This window comes from Streptomyces sp. bgisy159, from assembly GCF_057707805.1.
Window position 1 is genome coordinate 343,691 of record NZ_JBYIQX010000002.1, and the last position, 26,412, is coordinate 370,102.

Consider the following 26,412-nt stretch of genomic DNA (forward strand, 5'->3'; position numbering starts at 1 on the left):
AGGGGAGTCGTTGAGGGGTGGTGGCCGGGCGACGGGTGGGCACTCACGAGTACGACCTCCGCTGGTCCGGGGCCGGGATCTGCGCGCCCTTGTACTCGACGGGAATGCCGCCGAGCGGGTAGTCCTTGCGCTGCGGGTGGCCCTGCCAGTCGTCCGGCATCATGATCCGCGTGAGGGCCGGGTGGCCGTCGAAGACGATCCCGAAGAAGTCGTAGGTCTCACGCTCGTGCCAGTCGTTGGTCGGGTAGACGGAGACCAGCGACGGGATGTGACGGTCGCCGTCCGGGGCGCTGACCTCCAGGCGGATCAGCCGGTTGTGGGTGATCGAGCGCAGGTGGTAGACGGCGTGCAGCTCGCGGCCCTTGTCGTGCGGGTAGTGGACGCCGCTGACGCCGGTGCACAGTTCGAAGCGCAGGGCGGGGTCGTCGCGCAGGGTCCGGGCGACGCGGACCAGGTGCTCGCGTTCGATGTGGAAGGTGAGCTCGTCGCGGTCGACGACCGTCTTCTCGATGGCGTTGCCGGGCAGCAGGCCCTGTTCCTCCAGGGCGCCCTCCAGCTCGTCGGCGACCTCGTCGAACCAGCCGCCGTAGGGGCGGCTCGCCGGGCCGGGGAGTCGGACGGAGCGGACCAGTCCGCCGTAGCCGGAGGTGTCGCCGCCGTCAGCGGCGCCGAACATGCCGCGCTGGACGCGGATCTCCTCGCCGCCCTGGCCGCGCTGGCCCGGCAGGTTCGAGGCGCTGAGGTCCTTCTCGGGGTTGGCGCCGCCCGCGCCGTTGGCGTCACTCACCGCAGCAGCCCCTTCATCTCGATGGTGGGCAGGGCCTTGAGCGCCGCTTCCTCCGCCTCGCGGGCCGCCTCCTCGGCGTTCACGCCCAGCTTGGAGTTCTGGATCTTGTGGTGCAGCTTGAGGATCGCGTCCATCAGCATCTCCGGCCGTGGCGGGCAGCCGGGGAGGTAGATGTCGACCGGGACGATGTGGTCGACGCCCTGGACGATCGCGTAGTTGTTGAACATGCCGCCGGAGGAGGCGCACACGCCCATGGAGATGACCCACTTCGGGTTGGGCATCTGGTCGTAGACCTGCCTGAGTACCGGCGCCATCTTCTGGCTGACCCGGCCCGCGACGATCATGAGGTCGGCCTGGCGCGGCGAACCGCGGAAGACCTCCATGCCGAAGCGCGCCAGGTCGTACCGTCCGGCGCCGGTGGTCATCATCTCGATGGCGCAGCAGGCCAGGCCGAAGGTGGCGGGGAAGACGGACGCCTTGCGCACCCAGCCCGCGGCCTGCTCGACGGTGGTCAGCAGGAAGCCGCTCGGCAGCTTTTCTTCGAGTCCCATGTCGTTAAAGGCCCCTCAGTCCCATTCCAGGCCGCCGCGCCGCCATACGTACGCGTACGCGACGAAGACGGTGAGCACGAAGAGCAGCATCTCCACGAGCCCGAAAACACCCAGGGCGTCGAAGGTGACGGCCCAGGGGTAGAGGAAGACGATCTCGATGTCGAAGACGATGAAGAGCATCGCCGTCAGGTAGTACTTGATGGGGAAGCGCCCGCCGCCGGCCGGCGTGGGGGTCGGCTCGATGCCGCACTCGTAGGCCTCAAGCTTGGCGCGGTTGTACCGCTTCGGACCGATCAGCGTGGCCATCACCACGGAGAAGATCGCAAAGCCTGCCCCGAGGGCTCCCAGTACGAGGATGGGCGCATACGCGTTCACCGCTCCTCGCTCCCTTCAGTCGGCACTGACTGGTGGCGGTTCTGCGGGCCCGCGGTCCGCCTCAACTGCCCCACGAACCCCGCCCGTCCCGGCGAAGATCGAGAACATGTGAAGCAGGTCACAAGCCCAACTGCCACGCATCTTATGCCCGAGGCTCTGTGATCTGCGACACGGGGTATTACCTGAGCTTTGTGATCTCTGCCACCTGACGAAGGATCATGAAGTCATATCAGCGGTGATCTTCGCACGCGAAGCGTCAGAGTGGTCACAACAAGTGACATTTTTGTTCATCGCCGCAGCTCGGGAGGGGCGTCTCCATATCAAGATGGTTCCGGCGCATGCAAATTGGCCTTGGACATCGGCCCTTGATAGAGGAGCGCGTTCACACCCCGGAGGGAGCCGGGCGACAGGTGTGGACGGAGGCGAGCCGGGCAGGAGCGTGTGCACACGTTCACGAGCGCGGCATGCGGCGCGATACGCCGCGCGAGACGCAGCCCCGCCGGTAACCGTTCCGTGACCTCGGACACATTCGCACGGGCCGCGAGAAAGCCGGGCTTGGCCAACCACCCTCACCGGTGGTAAGCGCGGGGCAATTGGGACGTAACGACGAAAGCCCATGATCACAGGCATGATCACCAGAGTCCGCAATGTCCGTTAAGGCGTCAATAAAGAAGCTGCGGACCGGGAGTTGGGCGGTCGATTGAACAATTGTGGCGCAGCACACGTTTCTTGAAGGTATGGAGCAGCCCCTGGTACCGCTTGTACCCATGTCCCACACCGCTCACATACGTAGCCACCGGAAGCCCCGCCCTCGCAGCGCGTCGACGATCGCGATGCGGGCGGGCGTGGCCGGTGGCATCCTCAGCACCGTCGGCGTGGCCGGCGCGTCCACCGCGGCGAACGCGGCCGAGCCGGTGACGCAGACGCTGGAACTGCCCACGCTGACGGCGGACCTGAGCGCTCAGGTCGCCGAGTCCGCCGCGGCCATGGAGCAGGCCGCCGCGAACTACCAGCTGCAGGCCGAGCGTGACGCGGCGGCAGCGGCAGCGGCCGAGCAGGCCGCGAAGGACCTCGCCGAGGCGAAGAAGGCGGAGGCGCGCAAGCAGGCCGCCGAGGACGCCCGCAAGGCCGCCGCCGAGCGGGCCGCGCGCAGCGCGGAGCGGGCCACCCTGTCCGCCTCGTCGAACACGACCGTCAGCGCGCCCGCCAGCGGCAGCGTGGCCACGGTCATCTCCTTCCTGAAGGCGCAGCTGGGCGACGCCTACGTGCTGGGCGCGACCGGCCCCAACGCGTGGGACTGCTCCAGCCTGGTCCAGGCCGCCTTCCGGCAGGTCGGGGTCGACCTGCCGCGCGTCTCGCAGGACCAGTCCACGCGGGGCACCGAGGTGTCCCTGTCCAACCTCCAGGTCGGCGACATCCTCTACTGGGGCGCCAAGGGCTCGGCGTACCACGTCGCCGTCTACGTGGGCAACGGCCAGTACCTGGACGCGGCCAACCCCTCCAAGGGCGTCGTCATCCAGGACCTGTCCGGTTACCCGGCGTCGGGCGCGGTGCGGGTGCTCTGACGGCGCCACAACCTGTCGACGCCACAGGCGTTCGGCGCCACAGGCGTCGGCGAAGGGCCTTGGCCGCTCAGCGGCCGAGGCCCTTCCGGCTGTTTCCCGGAGGACTGCGCCTCCGGAGGACTACGCCTTCGGGGCCACCTTGCTCAGCCCGTTGATGACGCGGTCCATCGCGTCGCCGCCGGTCGGGTCGGTGAGGTTGGCCAGCAGCTTGAGGGTGAACTTCATCAGCACGGGGTGGGTCAGCCCGCGCTGGGCGGCGATCTTCATGACCCTCGGGTTGCCGATGAGCTTCACGAAGGCGCGGCCGAGCGTGTAGTAGCCGCCGTAGGTGTCCCTCAGGATCTGCGGGTAGCGCAGCAGGGCGAGTTCGCGCTGGCCGGCGGTGGCCCGGGCGTGGGCCTGGACGATGACGTCGGCGGCGAGCTGCCCGGACTCCATGGCGTAGGCGATGCCCTCGCCGTTGAAGGGGTTGACCAGGCCACCGGCATCGCCGACCAGCAGCAGGCCCTTGGTGTAGTGCGGCTTGCGGTTGAAGGCCATGGGCAGGGCGGCGCCGCGGATCGGGCCGGTCATGTTCTCGGGGGTGTAGCCCCAGTCCTCCGGCATGGACGCGCACCAGGCCTTGAGCACCTCGCGCCAGTCCAGCTCCTTGAAGGAGTCGGAGGTGTTGAGGACGCCGAGACCCACGTTGGACGTGCCGTCGCCCATGCCGAAGATCCAGCCGTAGCCGGGCAGCAGCCGGTCCTCGCCCGGGCCCCGGCGGTCCCACAGCTCCAGCCAGGACTCCAGGTAGTCGTCGTCGTGGCGCGGGGACGTGAAGTACGTACGGACCGCGACGCCCATCGGGCGGTCCTCGCGGCGGTGCAGGCCCATCGCCAGCGACAGCCGGGTGGAGTTGCCGTCGGCGGCGACCACCAGCGGCGCGTGGAAGGTGACCTCGCGCTTGTCCTCGCCCAGCTTGGCGGTGACGCCCGTGATGCGGCCGGTGCGGTCGTCGACGATCGGCCCGGAGACGTTGCAGCGTTCGTACAGCCGCGCCCCCGCCTTCTGGGCCTGGCGGGCGAGTTGCTCGTCGAAGTCGTCGCGCTTGCGGACCAGGCCGTAGTCGGGGAAGGAGGCGAGATCCGGCCAGTCCAGCTGGAGACGGACCCCGCCGCCGATGATCCGCAGTCCCTTGTTGCGCAGCCAGCCGGCCTCCTCGGAGACGTCGATGCCCATGGCCACCAGCTGCTTGACCGCGCGCGGGGTGAGGCCGTCGCCGCAGACCTTCTCGCGCGGGAACTCGGTTTTCTCCAACAGCAGGACGTCGAGGCCGGACTTGGCGAGGTGGTAGGCCGTCGTGGAGCCGGCCGGTCCCGCGCCGACCACGATGACATCGGCGGTGTTTTCGGAGAGGGGCTCAGTCACGACGGTCACGGCGGGATCTCCCCAACGTTCGAAATCTGCGTGCCGACCGGCACTGGACATGGGCAGTCTATGCAGCAGAATTGATCACCCGGCTGAAGGGCTGCCCCGTGAACCGAGCTCTCCCCGTAGTACGGCTGCGTGTTCCCACCGACGAGGACGCGGTGGCCTGGCACCGGATCTTCGCCCACCCGGACGTCATGGAGTTCCACGGCGGCAGGCCGGCGGAGCTGTCCGTCTACGAGGAGCTCACCGCCCGCCAGCGCCGGCACGACGCCCAGCTGGGGTTCTGCCTGTGGACGGTGCTGGACGAGTCGGAGCGGGTTCTGGGCTTCACCGGCGCCCAGCCGTGGCCCCGGGACTGGGGGCCGGTCGGCGAGATCGAGATCGGCTGGCGGCTCGGGCGGGAACACTGGGGCCAGGGGTACGTCACGGCCGCCGCCCGGATGACGCTGGAGCGGGTGCGGGAGGCCGGGGTACCCGGCGTCGTGGCCGTCGTCAACGCGCGCAACGCCCGCTCCATAGAGGTCACCCGGCGGCTCGGGATGCGGCCGGCCGAGCGGTTCACGTCGCCGGACTCCGGGCAGGAGGCGCACTGCTACCGGCTGGACCTGGCCTCCGCCACGCCCTCGACGCCGGCCGCGGCCTCGGCATCCCCGGTCCTCTCGCCGTCCTTGGCCCCCGCGCCGTCGCCCGTCCTCTCGCCGCCCCCCGTCCTCTCACCGTCCCCGGCCCCTTCGCCGTCCCCGGCCCCCTCCGCCGGGGCGGGCGCCGGATCCTCCGGTGACGCCGTGTAATCGACTGTCACAGAAAGACACTTGGCGCTTCCGGGCGGCACCCCGGGCGGATACCCTGCCAGTACCGCTGGGGGTGACATCCGTGCTCATACCGCCCACAACACCCGAGGTGCGCGTGCCGCGCCTGATCGGTCTGATGGCCCTGGACGCGCGCGAGTCGGCCCAGGCCCACGGGGTTCTCCTGGCCGCCGCGGACCGGCCCGACGTCGGGCGCGCCGTGGTCGAGCACGTCGTACGGCAGTACCCGCCGCCGGGGGCCGAGGTGCCGCGCGGCGCCGTCGTCACCGTCTGGTTCGACTTCGGTGAAGGGGAGGGCGGCGGCGGGGCGGGCGTACGCGAGCCGCGGGTGCCGAGGCCGGGCGGCGGCGGACTCCAGCGCGAGCTGGACCGGCCCGGGGACACCTGCGAGACGATCGCCGGCTGACCGGACCGGCACCGGAGTCCTGAACCGGCGGCGGACGGACCGGCTCAGCTCTCCTTGAAGCCCCGATGCAGGGCCACCACGCCCCCGCTGAGGTTGCGCCACGCGACCTTCGACCAGCCCGCCTTGCGCAGCCGCTCGGCGAGGGCCGGCTGGTCGGGCCAGGCGCGGATGGACTCGGCGAGATAGACGTAGGCGTCCGGGTTCGACGACACGGCGCGCGCCACCGGCGGCAGGGCGCGCATCAGGTACTCGGTGTAGACGGTGCGGAAGGGCTCCCAGGTCGGGTGCGAGAACTCGCAGATCACCACGCGTCCGCCGGGCCGCGTCACCCGGTGCATCTCACGCAGGGCCGCGTCGAAGTCCTGCACGTTGCGCAGCCCGAAGGAGATGGTCACGGCGTCGAAGGTGTCGTCCCTGAACGGCAGCCGGGTCGCGTCGCCGGCCGTGAACGGCAGCCAGGTGTGCCTGCGCTTGCCGACCTGGAGCATGCCGAGCGAGAAGTCGCAGGGGACGACGTACGCGCCGGTCCGCGCGAACGGCAGGGAGGAGGTCGCGGTGCCGGCGGCCAGGTCGAGGACCTTCTGCGCGGGGCGGGCGTCGACGGCTCTCGCCACCTCCTTGCGCCAGCGCCGGTCCTGTCCCAGGGACAGCACGTCGTTGGTCAGGTCGTACCGTTCCGCCACGTTGTCGAACATCGAGGCGACTTCGTGCGGCTGCTTGTCCAGGGATGCGCGGGTCACCGGTTCATTGTGGCAGTACGGCCCCACCGGAGCGGGTTCCGCCCCCGGACAGCGCGCCTAGCGTCGCCGGTGCACCAGCCGGCCGCCCAGCACCGTCGCCACACAGCACCCGGCGCCGCGCTCCAGCAGCGCCGCCTCGTCGGGCGCGTCGAAGACGGCGAAGCCGAAGAGGACGCCGGCGTGCGGGCTCAGCGGCGTGAGCACCGCCTCCGCCAGTCGCGACCGCCCGGCCAGCGGGTCCAGAGCCGGCGGCCCCGGCGGCACCTCCAGGCGCTCCTCGGCCCTCAACCCCGCCCGGTGCACGGCGTCCAGCACGGCGGGCCGCCACAGGGCGCCCGCCACCGCCACGGTCCCGTGGGCCAGCATCCGCTGCACCCCGCGCCGCGCGCTCGCACCCCAGCGGGCGTCGGTCATGGGCAGGGCGGCCAGCGCCGCGCCGGAGATCGGCTCGGTGCCCAGTTCGCCGGCCTCACGCGGGTCGGGGTGGTAGGCCCCCTCCAGCAGTTCGGGACCGTACGGATTGACCAGCCCCGGCGCGATCAGGCCCGGCCAGCGGCGCACCCGGGCGTCCGGATGCGCCCGCGCCAACTCCTCGTACGGCCCCACGGTCCCGCTGCCCCGCCCCGCGACCAGGACGGCGCCGCCGGGCAGCGCCGAGCCCTGCCGGTCGCCGAAGAGCAGCAGACCGGCGGTGTGGATCGTCGGCAACGGGGGCTCAGTTGGAGGCGAGCAGCTTCAGCTCCGGGTGAGCCGTGCCGCCGTCGATCGCCGTCGAGGAGATGTGGGAGACGACGCGGTCGTCGACCGGGTCGTTCGCCGGGTCGTCGTGCACGACCAGGTGCTCGTACGTCGTCGCGCGCTGGGCCGGGACGCGCCCCGCCCTGCGGATGAGGTCGATGATCTCCAGCCGGTTGGAGCGGTGCTTGGCGCCGGCGGAGGAGACGACGTTCTCCTCCAGCATGATCGAGCCGAGGTCGTCCGCGCCGTAGTGCAGCGACAGCTGGCCGATCTCCTTGCCCGTGGTCAGCCAGGAGCCCTGGATGTGGGCCACGTTGTCGAGGAAGAGGCGGGCGACGGCGATCATCCGCAGGTACTCGAAGATCGTGGCCTGGGTGCGGCCCTTCAGATGGTTGTTCTCGGGCTGGTAGGTGTACGGGATGAAGGCGCGGAAGCCGCCGGTGCGGTCCTGGACGTCCCGGATCATCCGCAGGTGCTCGATGCGCTCGGCGTTGGTCTCACCGGTGCCCATCAGCATGGTGGAGGTGGACTCCACGCCCAGCCGGTGCGCCGTCTCCATGATCTCCAGCCAGCGCTCGCCGGACTCCTTCAGCGGCGCGATCGCCTTGCGCGGCCGCTCGGGCAGCAGCTCGGCGCCGGCGCCCGCGAACGAGTCGAGCCCGGCCACGTGGATGCGCTGGATCGCCTCCTCCACGCTCACCCCGGAGATCCGCGCCATGTGCTCGATCTCGCTCGCCCCCAGGCTGTGGATGACGAGCTGCGGGAACTCCTTCTTGATGGCGGAGAAGTGGTGCTCGTAGTACTCCACGCCGTAGTCCGGGTGGTGACCGCCCTGGAACATGATCTGCGTGCCGCCCAGCTCGACGGTCTCCGCGCACCGGCGCAGGATGTCGTCCAGGTCGCGCGTCCAGCCCTTGTCGCTCTTCGGCGGCGCGTAGAAGGCGCAGAACTTGCACGCCGTCACACACACGTTGGTGTAGTTGATGTTCCGCTCGATGATGTACGTCGCGATGTGCTCGGTCCCGGCGTACCTGCGGCGGCGTACGGCGTCGGCGGCGGCGCCCAGCGCGTGCAGGGGCGCGTCGCGGTACACGGCGAGCGCTTCCCCGGGGGTGATCCGTCCGCCCGCGGCGGCCCGTTCGAGGACGGCTGTGACGTCAATGGAGGTGAGGTCGGCCTTCTCGGTCACCGGCGTCCCCTTCGCAAGGTTCGTAAGGGTTGTGGACGGACCGGACCAGCCTACGCCAGCGCCGTCGGCGACCCCGCGTCAGGCCGCGTACGCCCCCGCCAGCAGCCCCGCCAGCGCTCCCGCGAGCAGGAACGGACCGAACGCGATCACCGTCCCGCGCCCCGCCCGGCGCGCCACGACGAGCACGCCCCCGTACAGCGCGCCGAACAGGAAGCCGGCGAAGGTGCCGAGCATCACCGTCCCCCAGCCGTACCAGCCGAGCACCGCGCCCACGCCCAGCGACAACTTCACGTCGCCGTAGGCCAGACCGGCCGGGTTGAGGAGGTGCAGCAGCAGATAGCCGCCGCCGAGGGCGAGCCCGCCGAGCAGTGCCGTGGTCCACCGCCCGGCGTGCTCCGGCAGCGTCGCGGCCACACCGAGCAGGGCCGGGGCGAGGACCGCCAGCGGCAGCGTCAGCGGGTCGGGCAGCCGCCGCACCCGCAGGTCCACCACCGCCAGCAGCACCCCCGCCGGGGCCAGCAGCAGCCAGACGAGCAGTTCGGGCCGGGTTCCCGTGGCGGCGGCCAGGGCGGCGCAGACCAGCGCGGTGACCGCGGCGACGAGAGGGCCGCCGCCCGTCAGGCCGGTGCCGCAGGGGTCGCAGCGGGCCCGGCCGAGCCACCCGCGCACCGGGTGTCCGGCCGGGCAGGCGGACCGCCAGCCGGCCCCCTCGTCCGCCTCCTCGGCCGGGACGGAGAACCGGTAGACGGCGCGCGGCAGCAGGGACCCCGCCGCCGCGCCCCACAGCGCGGCGGCCGCGTTCACCGTCGCCTCGCTCGGCGGACTGCTCAGCATGCGGGAGATCCTAGGGAGCGACACCGCCCGGCCACGAGGCCGCGAGGCCGATGCGGGGCCGCGGGGCGCCGAGGAGGGAGCCGTCCCGAGCCCCGCGGCGCGTGCCGCACCGGACAGGGCCGTGGGCGACGGGACCTGACAGGCCGTCCGCCGCGGTCGCCGGCGTCCTCGGCTGCCGCTACTCGACCCGTGCCATGCGGGCCACCGGGTTGCCCTCCGCCGCGCTGTCCGACGTGTACGTCAGGTCGTCGCCGGTCGGGGTGAGCCGGACGGTGTGCGGCTCGGGGTTGCAGCCCTTGTGGTTGTCCGGGGCGCCGACCGACGTGGCGACGACCTCCTTCCCGGTCACCTGCTTCAGGGTCAGCAGGTCCACGCAGACCGCGCCGATGATGTCGGTCTGGCGCAGTTCGCCGAGCTTCTGGCCCACCTCGGCCCGGTGCACGGTCAGCCGGAAGGTGCCCATGGGCAACGTGCCGCCGAGCCCGGCCGCCTGACCCTCCCAGGTGCCGACGTAGCGCGCGGGCAGGACGCCGGACCCCGCGCTCGGCTCCTGCTCCCCGCCCGATCCCGGGTCGGGTTGCTGGTCCGGATCCTGGCTCTGGCTCTGGCTGGGCACGGGCGACTTCGAGCCCGCCGAGACGTCCTTGGAGTCGTCCCCGCCCGGCAGCAGATCGAGGACGAACGCCGCGCCGATCGTCACCGCGGCGAACGCGCCGGCGACCGCCAGCGCGACGGTGCAGCTCAGCCGCCGCCCCCGTCCGCCGTCACCGGGCGCGGCGCTCGCGGCGACACTGACCGACAGCTTGCCGGGCCGCCCCGGGGAGGACGCCGTCGGCGCGTCCCGCGGGGCGGGTACGGCACCGGGTACGACGGTCGGGCCGCCCCCCGACGCCGGCCCCCGGCCCCGCGAGGCACCCGAGCCCGGCTCCGCACCTCCGTGGGCCGACGCCGGCCCAGGAGCCCCATGCGTCGGCGCCGGCCCAGCACCCTCGTGCGTCGGCGCCGGCATCACCGGCGGCGGCCCGAACTGCCCCGCGCCGCCCGGCCGCACCGAGGAGCCCCCCGCTCCGTCGGCGCCGCGCTCGACGACCACCCCGCTGAACCCGACCACCCCGGAACCTCCGAAGCCGCCCGAACCACCGAAGCCGCCAGGACCGCCGGAACCGCCCGAACCGCCGGCCCCGCCGGCCCCACCGGAGCTCCCAGAACCCCCGGAGCCCCCGGAGCCCCCGGAAGCACCCCCCGCCGTCCCCTCCAGATTGAGCAGTTCCACAGCCGTCCGCCCCAGCCGCTCCACCAGCGGCCCCGGCAGCCAGCCCGCCGACACCAGGCGTGCGGCACCCTCGGGTGCGAGCCGCAGGGCCACCTCGTCCGGGGCCGGCCGGGCGGCCGGGTCCTTGGCCAGGCAGCCGCGCACGACCTCCCGCAGCGGCCCCTCCCCCAGCCCGGCCCCCAGCTCGGGCTCCTCGTGGACGACCTTGTACAGCAGCGCGGCCGAGGTGTCCCCGCGGAACGGCGGCTCACCGGTGGCGGCGTACGCGAGCACCGCCCCCAGCGAGAAGACGTCGGCGGCGCCGGTGACGCCCTTGCCGAGGATCTGCTCGGGGGCCATGTAGCCGGGCGAGCCGACCGAGACGCCCGTCGAGGTGAGCGAGGCGGTGCCCTCCATGGCCCGCGCGATACCGAAGTCGATCAGCAGCGGGCCGTCGACGGTCAGCAGGACGTTGGACGGCTTGACGTCCCGGTGCACCAGGCCGAGCCCGTGGACCGCGGCCAGCGCCTCGGCGAGGCCCGCTCCCAGCACCCGTACCGTGTGGCCGGGCAGCGCCCCGCCCTGGGTGGCGACAGCCGCCGCGAGGGAGGGCCCGGCCGCGTACGCCGTGGCGACCCAGGGGACTGGTGCCTCCGGGTCCGCGTCCAGCACCGGCGCCGTCCACGCGCCGCCCACCCGGCGGGCCGCCTCCACCTCACGGCGGAACCGGGCCCGGAACTCCTCGTCGAGCGCGAAGTGCGGATGGACGATCTTCACCGCGACCGTGCGGCCGCCCGAGCTGCGTCCGAGGTAGACGCGCCCCATCCCGCCGGCGCCGAGCCGTCCGAGCAGCCGGTAGGGCCCCACTACCGTGGGTTCGTCCGCTCCGAGCGGCTGCATGGCGTGCCCTCCCCCGTCAACGCTCCGGTGGCGCCTCGACCGCGCCTTCCGGCATCCGCGCGCCCCTCATGTCTGAGAGGCAGGTTACGGCCGGAGCAGTTCCACGTTCACGTCCGCGGGGAAGCCGGTCGTCGGGCCGACGCGGCGGGCGAACTCCGCCACCGCCGCGAGCTGCGGCTCGCCGAACCGGAAGTCGAGGGTCGTGAAGTACCGCTCCAGGACCGACTCGTCGAACACCTCCCAGCGGGCCGCCTGCTCGGCGACCTTGCCGACCTCCTGCAGGGAGAGGTTGCGGGAGGCGAGGAACGCCTCGTGGACCTTGCGGGTGATGACCGGCTCGCGCTCCAGGTAGTCCCGGCGCGCCGCCCACACCGCGAAGACGAACGGCAGTCCCGTCCACTCCTTCCACAGCTGCCCGAGGTCGTGCACGTCCAGCCCGAGGCGCGGGCCGTCGTGCAGGTTGGCGCGCAGCGCGGCGTCCCCGATGAGTACGGCGGCCTCGGCCTCCTGCATCATCAGGCTGAGGTCGGGCGGGCAGGTGTAGTAGTCCGGCCGCACGTGGAAGCGTTCGGCCAGCAGCAGTTGAGCGAGACGGACCGAGGTGCGGGAGGTCGAGCCGAGGGCGACGCGGGCGCCGTCCAGCCGCTCCAGCGGCACCTGGGAGACGATCACGCAGCTCATCACCGGACCGTCGCAGCCGACGGCGATGTCCGGGAAGGCGACCAGCTCGTCCGCGTGGCGCAGGAACTCCACCAGGGTCACCGGCGCGACGTCGAGCTCTCCGCGCACCAGCAGCTCGCTGAGCTTCTCCGGGGTGTCCTTGGTCAGCTGGAAGTCGAGGAGGGTGCCGGTTCTCGCGAGCCCCCAGTAAAGGGGCAGGCAGTTCAGGAACTGGATGTGGCCGACGCGCGGCCGAGTGCGAGAATTGTCCACATCGCGAGACTAAACCCCTTCGGGTACGCTGCCGCCCCCGCCCCCTCCCCTCACCCGGCCGATCGTCCGGCACCCCTTTGGTGACGTCCGGGTGACGGCCGGACGGCGCCCGGACGACCTTGTGACGGCCGTCCGGGTCAAGCACGCTCCGGACGTTCAAACATCCGAGTGAAGTGATCTTGACCTCTATTGCTTTCGGCTGGCCACATGCTAGGCTCGCCGCAAGTTGCAGTTTGGTTTCCCTTGCAGTACAGAGCCTGCGGAGCATGTAACCGCGGGCTCTCGTCGTTTTCAGACATATGCAGTTGTGCGGCACCGTTTCACACTTGCAGGTTCTGGAGCAGGGCAAACCCTTTGTGAGCCCAAGGAGGGCTTATGGCTACCGGAACCGTGAAGTGGTTCAACGCCGAAAAGGGCTTTGGCTTCATCGCCCAGGAGGGCGGCGGCCCCGACGTCTTCGTCCACTACTCCGCGATCAACGCAACGGGTTTCCGTTCCCTCGAAGAGAACCAGCAGGTGAGCTTCGACGTCACCCAGGGCCCGAAGGGCCCGCAGGCGGAGAACGTCACCCCGGTCTGATCGCCGCCGACGGCATCGTGATCGCAGTCTGAGAGCAGTACCCAAGGAGCCCCGCGCCGCAAGGCGACGGGGCTCCTGCCTTTGCCGCACGAGACCGTCCCGGCACGTCGAACCGGCCCGGCGCGTTGTCGGTGGCGGCCGTTAGGGTCGCCGGGCATGACCGCTCCCGACTTCCTCACCGCGACCCGCGCCTTCTACGACGCCGTCGCCGACGACTACGCCGACCGCTTCCGCGACCTGTACGCGCGCCTGCCCGTGGACCTGGCGATGCAGTCGCTGTTCGCGCAGCTGGTCGGCGCCGGCGGGAAGGTGGCCGACCTCGGCTGCGGGCCGGGCTGGGTCACCGCCCGTCTGCACGCGCTGGGCCTGGACGTGTTCGGGCTGGACCTGTCGGCGGGGATGCTCGCCGTGGCCCGCCGAGAGCACCCGGGGCTGCGGTTCGAGCAGGGCTCGATGCAGGAGCTGGACCTGCCCGGCGGCTCGCTGGACGGAGTGGTGTCCTGGTACTCCTCGATCCACACGCCGCTTTCCGGGCTTCCGGCGCTCTTCGCGGGCTTCCACCGCGTCCTCGCCCCCGGCGGTCACCTGCTCATCGCCTTCCAGGTCGGCGACCGGCCGCGCCGCCACGACCGGCCCTGGGGCCACCCCGTCGCCCTGGACTTCGAGCGCCGCCGCCCCGAGACGATCGCCGGGCTGCTCATGCGGGCCGGCTTCGCCCTCCACTCCCGGACCGTCCGCGAACCGGACCCGGAGCTGGGCGAACAGGTGCCCCAGGCGTACCTGATCGCCCGCAGGGCGTGAGGGCCCGGCAGTCGGACCGGTGTCGTCGGCGGGTCGGCACCCGCTCCCCGATCCGCGCCGGCGCGGTGGGAGCGGGTTGCCGCCCTGGGCCCGAGGAGATCTTCACGCAGGCGTCGGGGGGCAGTCAATCCTAAGGATTGGTCGCAACCTCCAAGTGTTAGCTTGGGGATCATGACTCTGGACGACCTCCGTGTGTTCGTGGCCGTGTGCCGGGCGGGAAGCCTGAGCGCCGTGGCCCGGGAGCTGGGCTGTACGCAGTCGGCGGTCAGTCAGCACGTGCGGCGGCTGGAGCGGGAGACGGGTGTCGCCCTGCTGGAACGCCGGCCGAGGGGTGTCGCGCCCACCGGGGCCGGCCGGGTGCTGGAGGCCGCCGCGGCGGAGGGCATCGCCGGACTCGACGACGCCGTACGGCAGTTGCGGGACCTGGTGGACGGCACGAGCGGGTACGTCCGGGTGGCGACCGGGGCGACGACCGTGCGGCACTTCATGTCGGACGCGCTGGTCGCGTACCGGCGCCGCCATCCGAAGGTCAGCCTGGAGTTCCGGACGGTCAGCTCGGGCCGAGGCAGCTTCGACGCACTGGCCGACGGCACGCTGGACCTGGCGTGGGTCACGCTCGGGCCGCCGGTGCGGGGGATCGAGCAGCGGGCGGTGGTGGAGCTGCCCTGGGTGCTCGCGGTCCGGGCGGACGACCCCCTCGCGGCCCGGACCGAGGTGGACCCCGGGGAGCTGGCCGGCGTCCGGCTGATCCGCCTCCCGCCGAACTCCGCCTCGGCCGCCCACCTGGAGTCCGCGTGCGCGGAGTCGGGCGTCCGGCTGTCCCACGACACGAGCGTCGCCGACTGGGACACGGCTCTGCTGCTGGCCGAGCTGGGCGTGGGCAGGGCGGTGGTGCCGGCGCTCTCCCGGCTGCCCGCCCCCGGCACCGGCGACCTGCGTCTCGTGCCCGTCCGCGGACTGCGTCCCCTGCCCGTCGGCTGGGCGGTCCGCCGCTGGGACGCCCTGAGCCCGCCGGCCCGGGCCTTCGCGGACACGGTCGCCCGGTGGCGGCGCGGGGAGGGTCAGGCGGACGGGGCGGGTCAGACGGACGGGGGGTAAAGGGATTCCACGGTGGCGGCGAAGTCCTGGAGGATCTGGGGCCGGCGGAGCTTCATCGAGGGGGTGAGATGGCCGGCCGACTCGGTGAAGTCGGCGGGCAGGACGGCGAAGCGGCGGATCGACTCGGGGCGGGAGACCAGCTTGTTGGCCTCGTCGACGGCACGCTGGAGGACCGCGTGCAGATCGGGGTCGTCGAGGAGCAGTTCCACGGGGACCGGGTGCTTGCCGTTCATCTGGCGCCAGTGCGTCAGGCCGTCGGGGTCGAGGGTGAGCAGGGCGGCGACGTAGGGGCGGCCGTCGCCGAGGACCATGGCCTGGGAGATCAGGGGGTGTGAGCGGAGCCAGTTCTCCAGGGGCGCCGGGGCCACGCTCTTGCCGCCCGCCGTGATGATCATCTCCTTCTTGCGGCCGGTGATGGTCAGATAACCCTCGTCGTCCAGTTCACCCAGGTCGCCGGTGGCCAGCCAGCCGTCGCGGGTGGCGGGGACGACTCCGCCGGCCGCCGGGTCCCAGTAGCCGCGCAGCACGTGGTCGCCGGCGAGGAGGATCTCGCCGTCCGCCGCGATGCGCACCCGGGTGCCGGGCAGGGGCCAGCCCACCGTTCCCAGGCGGGGTTTCAGCGGGGGCGTCACCGTGGCGGCACCGGTCGTCTCGGTCAGGCCGTACCCCTCGTAGATGTCGATGCCCGCGCCGGCGTAGAAGGCGGCGAGGCGCCGGCCGAGCGGGGAGCCGCCGCAGATGGCGTGGCGGACACGGCCGCCCATGGCGTTGCGGATACGGCGGTAGACCAGCGGGTCGTAGAAGGCGCGGGCGGTGCGCAGGGCGGCACCGGGTCCCGGTCCGGTGCCCGTCTTCCGGGCCTCCACCGCCTCGCCGTAGCGGCGCGCGACCGACGCCGCGCGGTCGAAGGAGGCCAGCCGGCCGCCGGACTCGGCTCGGGCACGGGCCGTGTTGAAGACCTTCTCCAGCATGTACGGGATGGTCAGCAGACACGTCGGCCGGAAGGCGGCGAGGTCCGGCAGCAGGTCCTCCGGTTTCAGGCTGGGGGCGTGGCCCAGCCGCACCCCGGCGCGGACGCAGGCGATGGCGACCATGCGGCCGAAGACGTGGGAGAGCGGGAGGAAGAGGAGGATCGAGATGTCGTCGCCCCGGGGGCCGTCCGACTTGAAGACCGGGTAGAGCAGTTCGATCGCGTTGTCGACCTCCGCGAAGAAGTTGCCGTGCGTGAGGGCGCAGCCCTTGGGGCGGCCGGTGGTGCCGGAGGTGTAGATGAGGGTGGCGAGGGTGTCGGGGCCGAGGACTCCGCGGCGAACCGTCACCTCTCCGTCGGTCACCCGGGCGGCGCCCAGTTCCGCCAGGCGCTCCACGTGGCCCTTCTCCATCACCCACACGTGCCGCAGGTCGGGCAGGCGGTCCTGTTCGGGGCCGAGGGCCGCCGCCTGGCCGGTCGTCTCGGTGACCAGGGCGACCGCGCCGGAGTCCTGGAGGATCCAGCGGGTCTGGAAGACGGAGGAGGTCGGGTAGACGGGGACGGTGACCAGGCCGGCCGCCCAGCCGGCGAAGTCGAGCAGGGTCCACTCGTAGGTGGTGCGCGCCATGACGGCGATGCGGTCGCCGGGTGCCAGGCCCTCCGCTATCAGTCCCTTGGCCACCGCCAGCACCTGGGCCGCGAAGTGCTCCGCCGTCACGTCGGTCCAGGTGCCGTCGGGCCACCTGCGACCGAGGACGACGGCGTCCGGTGCGGCGGAGGCGTTCTCGAAGGGCAGGTCGGCGAGCGATCCGTGGGTGACCGGGTGCACGAGCGGCGGGACGGCCGCCTCGCGCACGACGCCGTCCAGTCGCCGGGTCTCGGGGACCGTCGGGGCGGGAGCGCCGACGGCGGCGGGGTGTGCGGTGGACACGGGCGGCTCCCTGGGCGTGCAGCGGCGTGCCGCCGCAAGAACTGCTTGCTGCATACGTACGTGCCTCGCGCTGCGAGGTTTCACCACCGGCGCCCCGAAGAGGGTGTTACCGGCGGTTAGTAGGGGATCGTACGACCCTGAGCTGTGGGGTTTGTGAGCGTTCGGGGAGGGTCCGGAGCCAGGGCTGTGCAATCTTGGCGGTTACGTGAGCGACCCTCAGGTCACCGGGACCCGCCCCCCGCCCCATCGGCTTACCTTCGGTAACATTACTCTGGAGTAAGCACTCCTGAGTAAGCACTCCTGAGTAAGCACTCCCGGGTGAACAACCGAGTGGGGAGACGACCATGCCCGTCCGCGTGTGCGGCCAGAGCCTGCTGGGAGCGTGACCCGGATGCCGACGCTCACCCGGCCGCCCGCCCTCGCCCCGCTGTTCGCCCGGGGGGCGCTGCTCTCCCCCGCCAAACGGCCCCGCCCGGACGCCGGCTTCCCGCGCGAGCCGCTGGTGCTGACCGGAGCGCGGATCGACCTCGCCCGGCTGACGGCGTACGAGACGGTGTGCGGCTTCGCCGCCGGCGCGGACGCGCTGCCGGTCACCTATCCGCACGTCCTCGGCTTCCCGCTGGCCATGCGGCTGATGAGCGGCCGCGACTTCCCGCTACCGCTGCTCGGGCTGGTGCACACCTCGATCGGCATCACCCGGCACGCCGAGCTGACGACGACGGGCACCTACGAGATCGCCGTCCGCGTGGCGGGGCTGGCGCCGCACCGACGCGGCACCGAGGCCGCCGTGACGACCGAGGTGCGGGACGCGGGCGGACAGCTGGTCTGGGAGTCCCGGAGCACCTATCTGGCCCGGCACCGCACGGACCACGCTCGGCAACCCCGGCCGGAGCCGGAGGCCCCGCTGCCCGCGCTCGGCGAGTGGCACCTCGCCGGGGACGCCGGGCGGCGCTACGGCGCCGCCTCCGGCGACCGCAACCCCATCCACCTGCATCCCCTCACCGCCCGCCCCTTCGGCTTCCCGCGGGCCGTCGCGCACGGCATGTGGACGGCCGCCCGCTGCCTCGCCGCGCACGGCACCCCGACGGCGGTCCGCGTCGACGCCGAGTTCCGGGCGCCGGTCCTGCTGCCGGGCACGGTGGTGTACGGGGCCGACGGCGCGGGACGGTTCGAGCTGCGCGGGCCGACGGGCCGCACCCACGTACGAGGACGGGTCACTCCGGGGTAGCCGGCGGGGACCAGGACCGGCCGTCCATCAGGTTGCCCAGGCCGGCCCAGGAGAAGTTCATCAGGGTCGCCGCCGCCTGCCGGGCCGTGACGCCCTCGGTGGCGTTGGCCCAGGTGGCCAGGGACTCGGCGGCGCCGACCAGGGCCTCGGCGAGCCCGGCGACCTCGCCCTCGGGCAGATCGGGGTCGCGGTGGGCGGCGCGGGCGGCGGCGAGGATCAGCTGGGTGACGAACGCGACGATCTCCGCCCGCATGGCGGCCACCTCGCCGGCGAACGGCTCGCCGTGGGTGCGCGCCTGGAGGTGCAGCACCGACCAGGCGTCCGGGTGGCGGGCGGTGTGCGCGAAGAACGCCCGCAGCCCGTCCCAGAGTTGGCGGTCGGCGGGGGTGTCGGTGCGGACCCCGGAGCGCACCGCGCCGACGAGGGCCGCCGCCTCCCGCCGGATGCAGGCGGTGAACAGGTCCTCCTTGGAGTTCAGGTACAGGTACACCAACGGCTTGGACACACCGGCCAGTTCGGCGATCTCGTCCATGGAGGCCGCCATGTACCCCCGTTGCCCGAAGGTCCGCACGGCGGCGTCCAGCATCTGCTGCTCACGGACGGCGCGCGGCATCCGCTTGGTCTTCACGGCACCCATGCCGTTCAGCCTACGGGCCGGGCGGGACTTCCCACCCGGCCCGGACGACCGCGATGGCCGACCCGCGCCCTATTCCCCGGCGCCCTCGTAGGCCCCGTGACCGTCCTGGCGCGCGATGCCGTCGACGGCCGGCAGGGCCGTCAGCCGGGGCAGCAACTGGGCGGTGAGCAGCGTGGACAGGGCGGAGGTGTCGCCGCCCGTGCCGTCGGTGCGCACCACCACCGGCTGCGGGGCACGGCCCGCGAGCCGGGCACCCACCTCCAGGCGGCGACGGGCGAGTTCGTACTGCAGGACGGCCCGGTTGTCGCGGTACGCCTTGGCCAGGGCGCGCTGGGCGCGGGCCTCGTTCTCGGCGGCGATCAGGCCGCTGCGGCCGCGCGTCTCGATCTCGAACCGCACCCGCTGCGCGTTGGTCTCCTGCTGCTCCAGCAGCTGGGCGACCTCCTCGCGGGCCCGGTTCAGGGCCGCCTTGACCTCGACGATGCGGGCGTCGCGCACCTTCTTGGCGCGTTCGATGTCCATGCCGAGCTGGTCGATCCGGCGCTTGCGGATCAGGCCCCACTCCTGCTCGTACGCCTCGCGCTCCTTGGCGACCCGCTCCCGGGTGGCCAGGTGCTGCTGGTACTGCGTCGGCAGCTGGACGTCCGGGATGTTGCTGCCGGTGATCCGCACGCCGTAGCCGGACAGCTGGCGGTTGAGCAGCTCCTGCATGTCGGCGACGTCGGAGCCGCGCAGGTCGTAGGCGCGCTCGGTGCGCATCTTGCGGGCCCGCTGGCGGATGGCGTCCTGGACGGCGCTGGAGAGCACCAGGTCGAAGTTGCCGGCGCCGATGGTCCGCACGAACAGCACGGCGTCGGTGATGCGGAACTTCAGGAAGAACTCGATGGAGCGCAGGGGGACGTTCTCCTGCGTGGGACAGGCCATGACCGGCGCCGAGTACGGGATCTCGGTGGCCGTGTCGACCACGAAGTCGACCCGGGACCACGGGTGCCACAGGTAGTGGCGGCCGGCGTCCAGGGTGCGGGTCACGGCGCCGTAGCGGGTCAGCACGCCGTGGGTGCCCTGCTCGATCTCGACGATCGAGGAGCGCCACCACCACAGCCCGCCGATCAGCAGCAGCACCACGCCAACGACGTAGGAGAGAGCGGCCAGGGCGCCGTAGGCGAGGTCCCCGGCGGCCGAGTCGGAGTCCGCCTCGGCCAGCGACAGCATCACGCCCGACAGCAGCGCGTAGCCGCCGAGCCACAGCGGCAGCATCCACCACAGGCGGCGCCGGTGACGGGGGATGATGACCGGGATCAGGGTGTCGGCCTCGCCGCCGCGCAGCAGGCGCGCGATGTCGCTCCAGGGCGCGACGGCCTCGGAGATGACCGACCGGCGGTTCGTACGGGCGGTGCTCACTGGTCGGCCTCCTCGGAGACGTCGGTCGCTTCGGCTGTGTCCGTGCCCGTGCCTGTGCCCGTAGCTGTGCCTGTGCCCGTGGCCGTGCCTGGGACCGTGCCGGTGTCCGGCACCTGGGGCACGGTCGGCCGGTCGGCGGCCAGCAGCGCGCCGATCTCGTCCTCGCGTGCCGCGATCCGCTCGGAGACCTCCGCCAGCCGGGCCCGTACGGCGGCCATGTCCGCGTCGGTGAACAGTTCCGTGCCGCGTTCGCCGACCAGTTCGCGGGCCAGCTCCAGGAAGTCGATGCCGGCTCCGCCGGCACCGTCGGCCGCGCCGATCCGCACCAGGCGGGGCAGGTGGTCGGCGACCTCCTCCAGGGTGTCCAGGACCTGCTGTTGGTAGCGGTACTCCAGGATCTCCGGGGCCTCGGCCGCGGTGACCGCGCGGATGTCGAGGGCCTGCGCCTCCAGCAGGGCGGCGTTGGCCTTGGCCTCCGACTCGGCCTGCACATAGCGCTGGCGGGCGAGCGCGTGGGCGCGGTTGGTCTCGCGCTCCACGGCGGTGTCCATCTGCGCCTGGTACTGGGCGATGTCGGCCTGGATCGCGGACAGCGTCTCCTGGCTGGACGCGAGTTCGCGGGTGAGGTCGCCCTCGTCCTGCTCCTTGCGCAGCTGCAGCGCGTACTCGTGGGTGTACGCCTCCTTGGCGACGCGCACCATCTCGGGCGCCGCGAGGTCCATGCGGTAGCGCTGGTCGGAGGGTTCGGCGTGGGTGATGTTGGCGTTGGTCAGCTCGACGGCCGGGCGGAACTGCTGGTTGAGCTGCTCCAGCAGCCGGCCGGTGTCCTCGCCGACCATGTCGTAGATGCCGGCCGCCTCCTGCTCGTAGATCAGGCTGCGGATGGTCTCGCTGACGGCGTTGCTGAGCTTCTCCTCGAAGCCGCGCACCGCGCCCAGCGTGTACACGAACTCGGTCGGGTCGCTGATCCGGAACTGGATGAACAGGTCGATCGACGCCTTCACGCCGCCCTTGGTCGGGGCCTCCCGCACCGGCGCGTTGAACGGGTACTCACGGGTGGTGTTGACGATGTACGACACCCGCTTCCACGGGCTCAGCAGCACCACGCGGCCCGGGCCGACGACCTTCTCCAGCTTGCCGAACCGGGTGATCATCGCCTGGGAGCCCTCCGGCACCATCACCATGCCCTGCCGCCACCACACGAAGGCGACCGCGAGCGCGGCGATGATCCAGTAGTGCACCCCGAACAGGGGGTTGGTGAGGACGCCGTCACCGGCCGCGCCCACCACGGACGCGCCGATCGTGCCCAGCACCAGCAGCATCAGCACCGGCAGCATGGACAGCAGCGAGCGGCCCTTGGGGATCACCATCGGGCAGATGGCGTGCACGGACTCGCCGCCCTCGCGCACCTGCTCGCTGCGGCCGAGCGCCTCACCGGCCTCGTCCAGCGGGACGGTCTTCTGCGCCATGACGGTGGCTATGGAACCGCCCTGTTCCCGGGCGGCCGGGAAGTCGGCGGGATCGATGCCCTCTTCCTGCGTCCGGTGCGCCTCGCCGCCCTCGCCCGCGGCGTCCCGGGCGGCCCCGGTGCGCGTCCCCCGTCCGGTCTGGCGCAGCAGTTCGTCCTGCGCTGCCGTCCGCGGATCCGTGCCGGATGCGACGGCTTCGGCGACGCGCCGTAGGCTCTGCGCCCGCGTTCGTGCCACGGTTCCCCCTTGCTGTACGGATGCCGGTCCCACCGGCTTCGGTCGGCGTGGATTCGGTCATTCCACACCATGGATCCGGACAAGGGTAAGTGCCGGGTCTGGACAGTTACCGGCAGGTATCACTGCCGGGACACGGCAGCGACCGCAGGGGGCGGTGTCCTAGGAGGTCTGCCCCTGGGTGCGCGCCGCGTCGTCGGCCAGGTCCTCCTGGCTGCGGTTCGCCTCCAGGTTGGCCTTGACGGTGTCGACCTTGCGGACGATCTGCTCGGAGGCCCGGTCGCGCTCCCCGCGCAGCACCACGAAGCTGATGGGCGCGGAGATCACCAGCGACAGCAGCAGGACCCACATGCCGTTGGACTCGCCGAGACCGCGCGGCACGATCCCGGAGTAGACGAGACCCCAGACGACCACGAAGCAGCCCACGAAGATACCGAGGCGCATCAGTGTGTAGCGGAGCATCTCTATCCACTCTTCCGTCGTCAACGGTCGGAACATCCCGAGAAAGGGGGCACTGTCCAGTGAAGCACGACCGGGGCCCGATCTTGGCAGGGGGTGGGTCAGGTCAGCGGCAGCAGCATCATCACGTCGTCGCGGTACTCGCCCGGCCCGAGCCGGATGGCGTCCGGCACCCGGCCGACCTCCTTGTAACCGCAGGCGCCGTAGAACCGCTCCAGACCGAGCCCGCCCCGGCAGGTCAGCCGGATCGCCTCGATGCCGTCGAACGCGCGGGCCGCGTCCTCGGCGGCGGCCAGCAGGTCCCGCCCGTACCCCCGGCCCTGGTGGCGGGGGTGCACCATCACCGTGTACAGCCACACCCAGTGGGTCATCAGCCGGTGGGTGTTGAAGGTGAAGAAGCCGGTGGCGGCGACCCGCCCGTCCGTGTCCCGCCCGACCAGAAGCCGCGCTCTCCCCTCCGCCATCGCCACGAGATGCTGCACCAGCGCCGGCCGGATCGCCTCCCGGGTCACCGGGGGCACGAAGCCGACGGCCCCGCCCGCGTCGGACACGTCCGCCCACAGGTCGAGGATGCCGTCACGCAGGTCGGGCGTGACCGCGGGGTCCAGAGTGAAGGTAAGGGACACTGGGCCATCGTACGCATTACGCCAGCCGGCGGGCCGCGACCCTCAGGTCGCCGACCAGCCCGTCGTAGGCCGCCCGGCGGTCGGCGTCCCGAGCCCGCAGCACGGACGAGGGGTGCACGGTCGGCACCAGCTTCTCCGGCCGCCCGTGGATCTCCTCCTCCAGCACCGTGCCACGCACCCGCCCCACCCGGAACGACGATCCGAGCAGCGCCTTGCCGGCGGTCGCGCCCAGCACCACGATCGACTCCGGCTCCTCCACGGCCGGCTCGGCGGCCAGCCAGGGCCCGCACGCCGTCATCTCGCGCAGGGTGGGCGCCCTGTGGATCCGGCGCTTGCCGGGCTCTGCCCGGGTGAACTTGAAGTGCTTCACCGCGTTGGTGACGTACGCCCGGGCCGGGTCGGCCCCGGCGTCCGACAGGGCCCGGTCCAGCAGCTTCCCGGCGGGGCCCACGAACGGCTCGCCCCGGCGGTCCTCCTGGTCTCCGGGCTGCTCCCCGACGAGCATCACGCGCGCACGCGCGTCCCCGGCGCCGAAGACGGTCTGCGTGGCGGGCCCGTACAGGGGGCAGCCCCGGCATCCGGCGGCGCTTCCCGCAGCGCGGCGAGCCCACCGCGCTCGGGGACGAAGGGCGCGGCGGTGTCGCGGTCCTCGGGGGCCTCGGTGGGCATACGGCCCGAGTACCCGCGCCGGAGGCGCGGGGAACCGCGCGAACAGCCCCCGCCCGCCCGCGCCGGACGGCGAACCGGTCAGACCCGCATCGGCTGCGGCGTCTCCCGGCGCGCCGGGTCCGGGCCCTCGTACTCCCGGATGATCTCGTAGCGCGTGTTGCGCTCCACCGGCCGGAAGCCCGCGTCGCGGATCAGCTCCAGCAGGTCCTCACGGGTCAGCTTGTTCGGCGTGCCGTAGTTGTCCGCGTCGTGGGTGATCTTGTACTCGACGACCGAGCCGTCCATGTCGTCGGCGCCGTGCTGCAGTGCCAGCTGGGCGGTCTGGACGCCGTGCATCACCCAGAACACCTTGACGTGCGGGACGTTGTCGAACAACAGCCGGGACACCGCGAAGGTCTTCAGCGCCTCGGCGCCGGTCGCCATCCGGGTCCGCGCCTGGAGGCGGTTGCGGACCTTGCCGTCCTTCATGTCCACGAAGTCGTGCTGGTAGCGCAGCGGGATGAAGACCTGGAAGCCGCCGGTCTCGTCCTGGAGCTCCCGCAGGCGCAGCACGTGGTCCACGCGGTGACGGGGCTCCTCGATGTGCCCGTACAGCATGGTGGACGGGGTCTTCAGCCCCTTCTCGTGCGCCAGCCGGTGGATCCGGGACCAGTCCTCCCAGTGGGTGCGGTGGTCGACGATGTGCTGCCGGACCTCCCAGTCGAAGATCTCGGCGCCGCCGCCGGTCAGCGACTCCAGACCGGCGTCGATCAGCTCGTCGAGGATCTCGCTCGCGCTCAGCCCGGAGATCGTCTCGAAGTGGTGGATCTCCGTCGCCGTGAACGCCTTCAGCGACACGTCCGGCAGGGCCGCCTTCAGTTCCCGCAGGGACCTCGGGTAGTACCGCCACGGCAGGTTCGGGTGCAGGCCGTTGACGATGTGCAGCTCGGTCAGGTTCTCCGACTCCATCGCCTTGGCCAGCCTGACGGCCTCCTCGATGCGCATCGTGTACGCGTCCTTCTCCCCCGGCTTGCGCTGGAAGGAGCAGTACGCGCAGGACGCCGTGCACACGTTCGTCATGTTCAGGTGGCGGTTGACGTTGAAGTGCACGACGTCGCCGTTCTTGCGGGTGCGCACCTCGTGGGCCAGGCCGCCCAGCCACGCCAGATCGTCCGACTCGTACAGCGCGATGCCGTCCTCGCGGGTCAGCCGCTCACCGGAGCGGACCTTCTCCTCCAGCTCGCGCTTGAGCCCGACGTCCATGCCGATACCTCTTTCTGAGACACACTGCTGAAAACGACCGTACGCCCGCGGGGTCAGACCTCGTCGGGCAGCTCCCCGACCCGGTTCTCCCACTTGGTGCTGAGCACGATCGTGGTACGGGTGCGGGAGACGCCCTTGGTGCCCGACAGCCGCCGGATGATCTTCTCCAGGCCGTCCACGTCGGCCGCGCGCACCTTGAGCATGTACGAGTCGTCGCCCGCGATGAACCAGCAGTCCTCGATCTCGGAGAGGTCCTTCAGACGCAGGGCCACGTCCTCGTGGTCGGTGGCGTCGGACAGCGAGATGCCGATGAGCGCGGTGACCCCGAGGCCGAGCGAGGCGGCGTCCACGGTGGCCCGGTAGCCGGTGATCACACCGGCCGCCTCCAGCCGGTTGATGCGGTCGGTGACGCTGGGCCCCGACAGGCCGACAAGGCGTCCCAGCTCCGCGTACGAGGCCCGGCCGTTCTCCCTCAGGGCCTGGATGAGCTGCCTGTCCACGGCGTCCATGCGATTCGAAGCCTTCCGCTGAAAGTTCCTGAAGTCCTGAAGTCCTGAAGTGGGGCGGAGTGCCGCCGGCCGCCCCCGGCGTCTAGTCGCCCACGGCGTCCCCGGTGCCGCCGCCCAGCTCGCCCCTCCACCGCCGGTACAGATCGTGCTCGACGCCCGCCGCGTCGAGGACCCGCCCCGCGACGAAGTCGACCAGGTCCTGCAGGTGGGTCGCACCCGCGTAGAAACCGGGCGAGGTGGGCACGACCCGCGCGCCCGCGTCGTCCAGGGTGACCAGGTGGCGCAGGGTCTGGCCGGTCAGCGGCGTCTCCCGCACGGCGACGACCAAGGGCCGCCGCTCCTTGAGCGTGACGCTCGCCGCGCGCTGCAGCAGGTCCTTCGACAGTCCGAGGGCGACACCGGCGACACAGGCCGTCGAAGCCGGCACGATGATCATCCCGCGGGCCGCGTACGACCCCGAGGAGGGGCCCGCGGCCAGGTCGCCGGCGGTCCAGTAGCGCACCCGGGCGAGGTCGGTGTCGTAGACCCCCGGTTTGCCGTCGGCCCCCCGGGAGAGCCATTCGGCCAGGTCGTCGCGCCAGTGCGCGTCCCGGAAGGAGATCCCCGTCTCGTCGACGAGCGTGAGCCGCGAGGCCCGGCTGACCACCAGGTCCACGCTCTCCCCGGCCGCGAGCAGGGCACGCAGCACCGCGGCGGCATACGGCGTCCCGGACGCCCCGGAAACCCCCACGATCCAAGGCACGCGCTGCGATTCTCCTGCGTTCACGTCTTGAGCGTACCGGTGGAGCGGGAGCGGCTCAGGAGCGGCCGGGCGCCTCGGGGTCGACCGGCAGCCGGCCCGTGTCGACCGTGAGCTTGCCGAGCGGGGACTCCACGGTCAGCTCCGGCCCGTACGCGATGGTGTCCCGCCCCAGGTAGCCCTCGGCGCCGGGATTCCACATGGTCACGGCATGGCCCTTGAGCGGGTCGAGGATCAGGTAGTCGGCGATGCCCCGGGCGGCGTACCAGCGGGGCTTGACCTCGTAGTCGCGGCGGCCAATGGCGGCCTCCCTGGAATCCTGCACCCGATG

General features: G+C 72.3%; 26 protein-coding genes and 2 pseudogenes. 7 read left to right on the plus strand and 21 right to left on the minus strand.

Translation table 11 applies throughout. From position 1 onward, the window contains the following. Window positions 1-43: 43 nt before the first annotated feature. The 3 genes from AC3ET3_RS03675 to AC3ET3_RS03685 are packed head-to-tail and all read right to left on the minus strand — an operon-like array spanning window position 44 to window position 1,713. On the minus strand, window positions 44-787 hold the full coding sequence (locus tag AC3ET3_RS03675) for an NADH-quinone oxidoreductase subunit C (RefSeq protein ID WP_432134317.1): 744 nt from the start codon (window positions 785-787) through the stop codon (window positions 44-46). Next, window positions 784-1,338, minus strand: coding sequence for a NuoB/complex I 20 kDa subunit family protein (locus tag AC3ET3_RS03680; RefSeq protein WP_055635348.1), 555 nt, complete (start codon window positions 1,336-1,338; stop codon window positions 784-786). Before AC3ET3_RS03680 ends, AC3ET3_RS03675 begins: the two co-directional genes overlap by 4 nt. Before the next feature lie 15 nt (window positions 1,339-1,353). Continuing rightward, window positions 1,354-1,713 carry an NADH-quinone oxidoreductase subunit A gene (locus AC3ET3_RS03685; protein ID WP_007383963.1) on the minus strand — a complete coding sequence of 120 codons (360 nt, stop codon included), beginning with the start codon at window positions 1,711-1,713 and terminating at the stop codon, window positions 1,354-1,356. 737 nt (window positions 1,714-2,450) lie between these two features. Here AC3ET3_RS03685 and AC3ET3_RS03690 point away from each other — a divergent pair. Further along, window positions 2,451-3,278 (plus strand): C40 family peptidase, encoded by an 828-nt coding sequence (locus AC3ET3_RS03690; protein ID WP_432134318.1) that lies wholly within the window; start codon window positions 2,451-2,453, stop codon window positions 3,276-3,278. 120 nt (window positions 3,279-3,398) lie between these two features. On the opposite strand, the gene AC3ET3_RS03695 is transcribed toward AC3ET3_RS03690, so the two are convergent. Next, entirely contained in the window at window positions 3,399-4,694 is a 1,296-nt protein-coding gene (locus tag AC3ET3_RS03695; protein WP_432134319.1) for a geranylgeranyl reductase family protein, read from the minus strand. Between the two features lie 71 nt (window positions 4,695-4,765). On the opposite strand from AC3ET3_RS03695, the pseudogene AC3ET3_RS03700 reads away from it, so the two are divergent. Both AC3ET3_RS03700 and AC3ET3_RS03705 read left to right on the plus strand, forming a co-directional pair. Further along, window positions 4,766-5,296: pseudogene (locus tag AC3ET3_RS03700) on the plus strand (GNAT family N-acetyltransferase); the annotation flags it as partial. 292 nt (window positions 5,297-5,588) lie between these two features. Continuing rightward, window positions 5,589-5,903 carry a PASTA domain-containing protein gene (locus tag AC3ET3_RS03705; protein ID WP_432134320.1) on the plus strand — a complete coding sequence of 105 codons (315 nt, stop codon included), beginning with the start codon at window positions 5,589-5,591 and terminating at the stop codon, window positions 5,901-5,903. 44 nt (window positions 5,904-5,947) lie between these two features. Here AC3ET3_RS03705 and AC3ET3_RS03710 read toward each other — a convergent pair whose 3' ends face one another. The 6 genes from AC3ET3_RS03710 to AC3ET3_RS03735 form a co-directional block, all read right to left on the minus strand. Beyond that, on the minus strand, window positions 5,948-6,643 hold the full coding sequence (locus tag AC3ET3_RS03710; RefSeq protein ID WP_432134321.1) for a demethylmenaquinone methyltransferase: 696 nt from the start codon (window positions 6,641-6,643) through the stop codon (window positions 5,948-5,950). Window positions 6,644-6,700: 57 nt separating this feature from the next. Next, on the minus strand, window positions 6,701-7,351 hold the full coding sequence (locus AC3ET3_RS03715; RefSeq protein WP_432134322.1) for a hypothetical protein: 651 nt from the start codon (window positions 7,349-7,351) through the stop codon (window positions 6,701-6,703). Window positions 7,352-7,358: 7 nt separating this feature from the next. After that, window positions 7,359-8,570 carry a cyclic dehypoxanthinyl futalosine synthase gene (gene mqnC, locus AC3ET3_RS03720; RefSeq protein ID WP_432134323.1) on the minus strand — a complete coding sequence of 404 codons (1,212 nt, stop codon included), beginning with the start codon at window positions 8,568-8,570 and terminating at the stop codon, window positions 7,359-7,361. A gap of 78 nt (window positions 8,571-8,648) precedes the next feature. Further along, window positions 8,649-9,404, minus strand: a complete 756-nt coding sequence (locus AC3ET3_RS03725) for a prepilin peptidase (RefSeq protein WP_432134324.1) — start codon at window positions 9,402-9,404, stop codon at window positions 8,649-8,651. A gap of 178 nt (window positions 9,405-9,582) precedes the next feature. Then, window positions 9,583-11,556 (minus strand): serine/threonine-protein kinase, encoded by a 1,974-nt coding sequence (locus AC3ET3_RS03730; protein ID WP_435611605.1) that lies wholly within the window; start codon window positions 11,554-11,556, stop codon window positions 9,583-9,585. An 84-nt stretch (window positions 11,557-11,640) separates the two neighbouring features. Next, on the minus strand, window positions 11,641-12,489 hold the full coding sequence (locus AC3ET3_RS03735; protein ID WP_432134326.1) for a menaquinone biosynthetic enzyme MqnA/MqnD family protein: 849 nt from the start codon (window positions 12,487-12,489) through the stop codon (window positions 11,641-11,643). A 375-nt stretch (window positions 12,490-12,864) separates the two neighbouring features. Here AC3ET3_RS03735 and AC3ET3_RS03740 point away from each other — a divergent pair, with 375 nt between their 5' ends. The 3 genes from AC3ET3_RS03740 to AC3ET3_RS03750 all read left to right on the plus strand — a co-directional run bounded on the left by AC3ET3_RS03740 (window position 12,865) and on the right by AC3ET3_RS03750 (window position 14,967). Continuing rightward, entirely contained in the window at window positions 12,865-13,068 is a 204-nt protein-coding gene (locus AC3ET3_RS03740; RefSeq protein ID WP_004984723.1) for a cold-shock protein, read from the plus strand. 156 nt (window positions 13,069-13,224) lie between these two features. Beyond that, window positions 13,225-13,869 (plus strand): class I SAM-dependent DNA methyltransferase, encoded by a 645-nt coding sequence (locus AC3ET3_RS03745; protein ID WP_432134327.1) that lies wholly within the window; start codon window positions 13,225-13,227, stop codon window positions 13,867-13,869. A gap of 171 nt (window positions 13,870-14,040) precedes the next feature. Then, window positions 14,041-14,967 (plus strand): LysR family transcriptional regulator, encoded by a 927-nt coding sequence (locus tag AC3ET3_RS03750; protein ID WP_432134328.1) that lies wholly within the window; start codon window positions 14,041-14,043, stop codon window positions 14,965-14,967. On the opposite strand, the gene AC3ET3_RS03755 is transcribed toward AC3ET3_RS03750, so the two are convergent. Next, complete coding sequence (locus AC3ET3_RS03755) at window positions 14,949-16,922, minus strand: AMP-dependent synthetase/ligase (protein ID WP_435611606.1); 1,974 nt, start codon at window positions 16,920-16,922, stop codon at window positions 14,949-14,951. The genes AC3ET3_RS03750 and AC3ET3_RS03755 overlap by 19 nt on opposite strands. Before the next feature lie 337 nt (window positions 16,923-17,259). On the opposite strand from AC3ET3_RS03755, the gene AC3ET3_RS03760 reads away from it, so the two are divergent. Further along, window positions 17,260-18,096 (plus strand): MaoC/PaaZ C-terminal domain-containing protein, encoded by an 837-nt coding sequence (locus AC3ET3_RS03760; protein WP_435611607.1) that lies wholly within the window; start codon window positions 17,260-17,262, stop codon window positions 18,094-18,096. Here the strand turns inward: AC3ET3_RS03760 and AC3ET3_RS03765 are convergent. The 10 genes and pseudogenes from AC3ET3_RS03765 to AC3ET3_RS03810 all read right to left on the minus strand — a co-directional run bounded on the left by AC3ET3_RS03765 (window position 18,083) and on the right by AC3ET3_RS03810 (window position 26,406). Then, window positions 18,083-18,733, minus strand: a complete 651-nt coding sequence (locus AC3ET3_RS03765) for a TetR/AcrR family transcriptional regulator (protein ID WP_435611608.1) — start codon at window positions 18,731-18,733, stop codon at window positions 18,083-18,085. The two genes, AC3ET3_RS03760 and AC3ET3_RS03765, sit on opposite strands and share 14 nt — an antisense overlap. Window positions 18,734-18,802: 69 nt before the next feature. Next, entirely contained in the window at window positions 18,803-20,134 is a 1,332-nt protein-coding gene (locus AC3ET3_RS03770) for an SPFH domain-containing protein (RefSeq protein WP_435611609.1), read from the minus strand. Continuing rightward, window positions 20,131-21,840: an SPFH domain-containing protein gene (locus AC3ET3_RS03775; RefSeq protein ID WP_432134333.1), complete on the minus strand. Its 1,710-nt coding sequence runs from the start codon at window positions 21,838-21,840 to the stop codon at window positions 20,131-20,133. Before AC3ET3_RS03775 ends, AC3ET3_RS03770 begins: the two co-directional genes overlap by 4 nt. Before the next feature lie 159 nt (window positions 21,841-21,999). Continuing rightward, window positions 22,000-22,299 carry a DUF4229 domain-containing protein gene (locus AC3ET3_RS03780; protein ID WP_432134411.1) on the minus strand — a complete coding sequence of 100 codons (300 nt, stop codon included), beginning with the start codon at window positions 22,297-22,299 and terminating at the stop codon, window positions 22,000-22,002. 98 nt (window positions 22,300-22,397) lie between these two features. After that, window positions 22,398-22,922, minus strand: a complete 525-nt coding sequence (locus AC3ET3_RS03785) for a GNAT family N-acetyltransferase (RefSeq protein WP_432134334.1) — start codon at window positions 22,920-22,922, stop codon at window positions 22,398-22,400. Between the two features lie 16 nt (window positions 22,923-22,938). Beyond that, a pseudogene (locus AC3ET3_RS03790) lies at window positions 22,939-23,591 on the minus strand (UdgX family uracil-DNA binding protein). A 78-nt stretch (window positions 23,592-23,669) separates the two neighbouring features. Then, the gene (gene mqnE / locus AC3ET3_RS03795; protein WP_435611610.1) at window positions 23,670-24,833 is read right to left on the minus strand and encodes an aminofutalosine synthase MqnE; all 1,164 of its coding nucleotides are present in this window, start codon (window positions 24,831-24,833) and stop codon (window positions 23,670-23,672) included. Between the two features lie 53 nt (window positions 24,834-24,886). Then, window positions 24,887-25,342: an Lrp/AsnC family transcriptional regulator gene (locus AC3ET3_RS03800; RefSeq protein WP_432134336.1), complete on the minus strand. Its 456-nt coding sequence runs from the start codon at window positions 25,340-25,342 to the stop codon at window positions 24,887-24,889. A gap of 82 nt (window positions 25,343-25,424) precedes the next feature. Next, entirely contained in the window at window positions 25,425-26,084 is a 660-nt protein-coding gene (locus AC3ET3_RS03805; protein ID WP_435611630.1) for a UbiX family flavin prenyltransferase, read from the minus strand. A 55-nt stretch (window positions 26,085-26,139) separates the two neighbouring features. Then, on the minus strand, window positions 26,140-26,406 hold the full coding sequence (locus AC3ET3_RS03810; protein WP_432134337.1) for a PDDEXK family nuclease: 267 nt from the start codon (window positions 26,404-26,406) through the stop codon (window positions 26,140-26,142). Window positions 26,407-26,412: the final 6 nt, after the last annotated feature.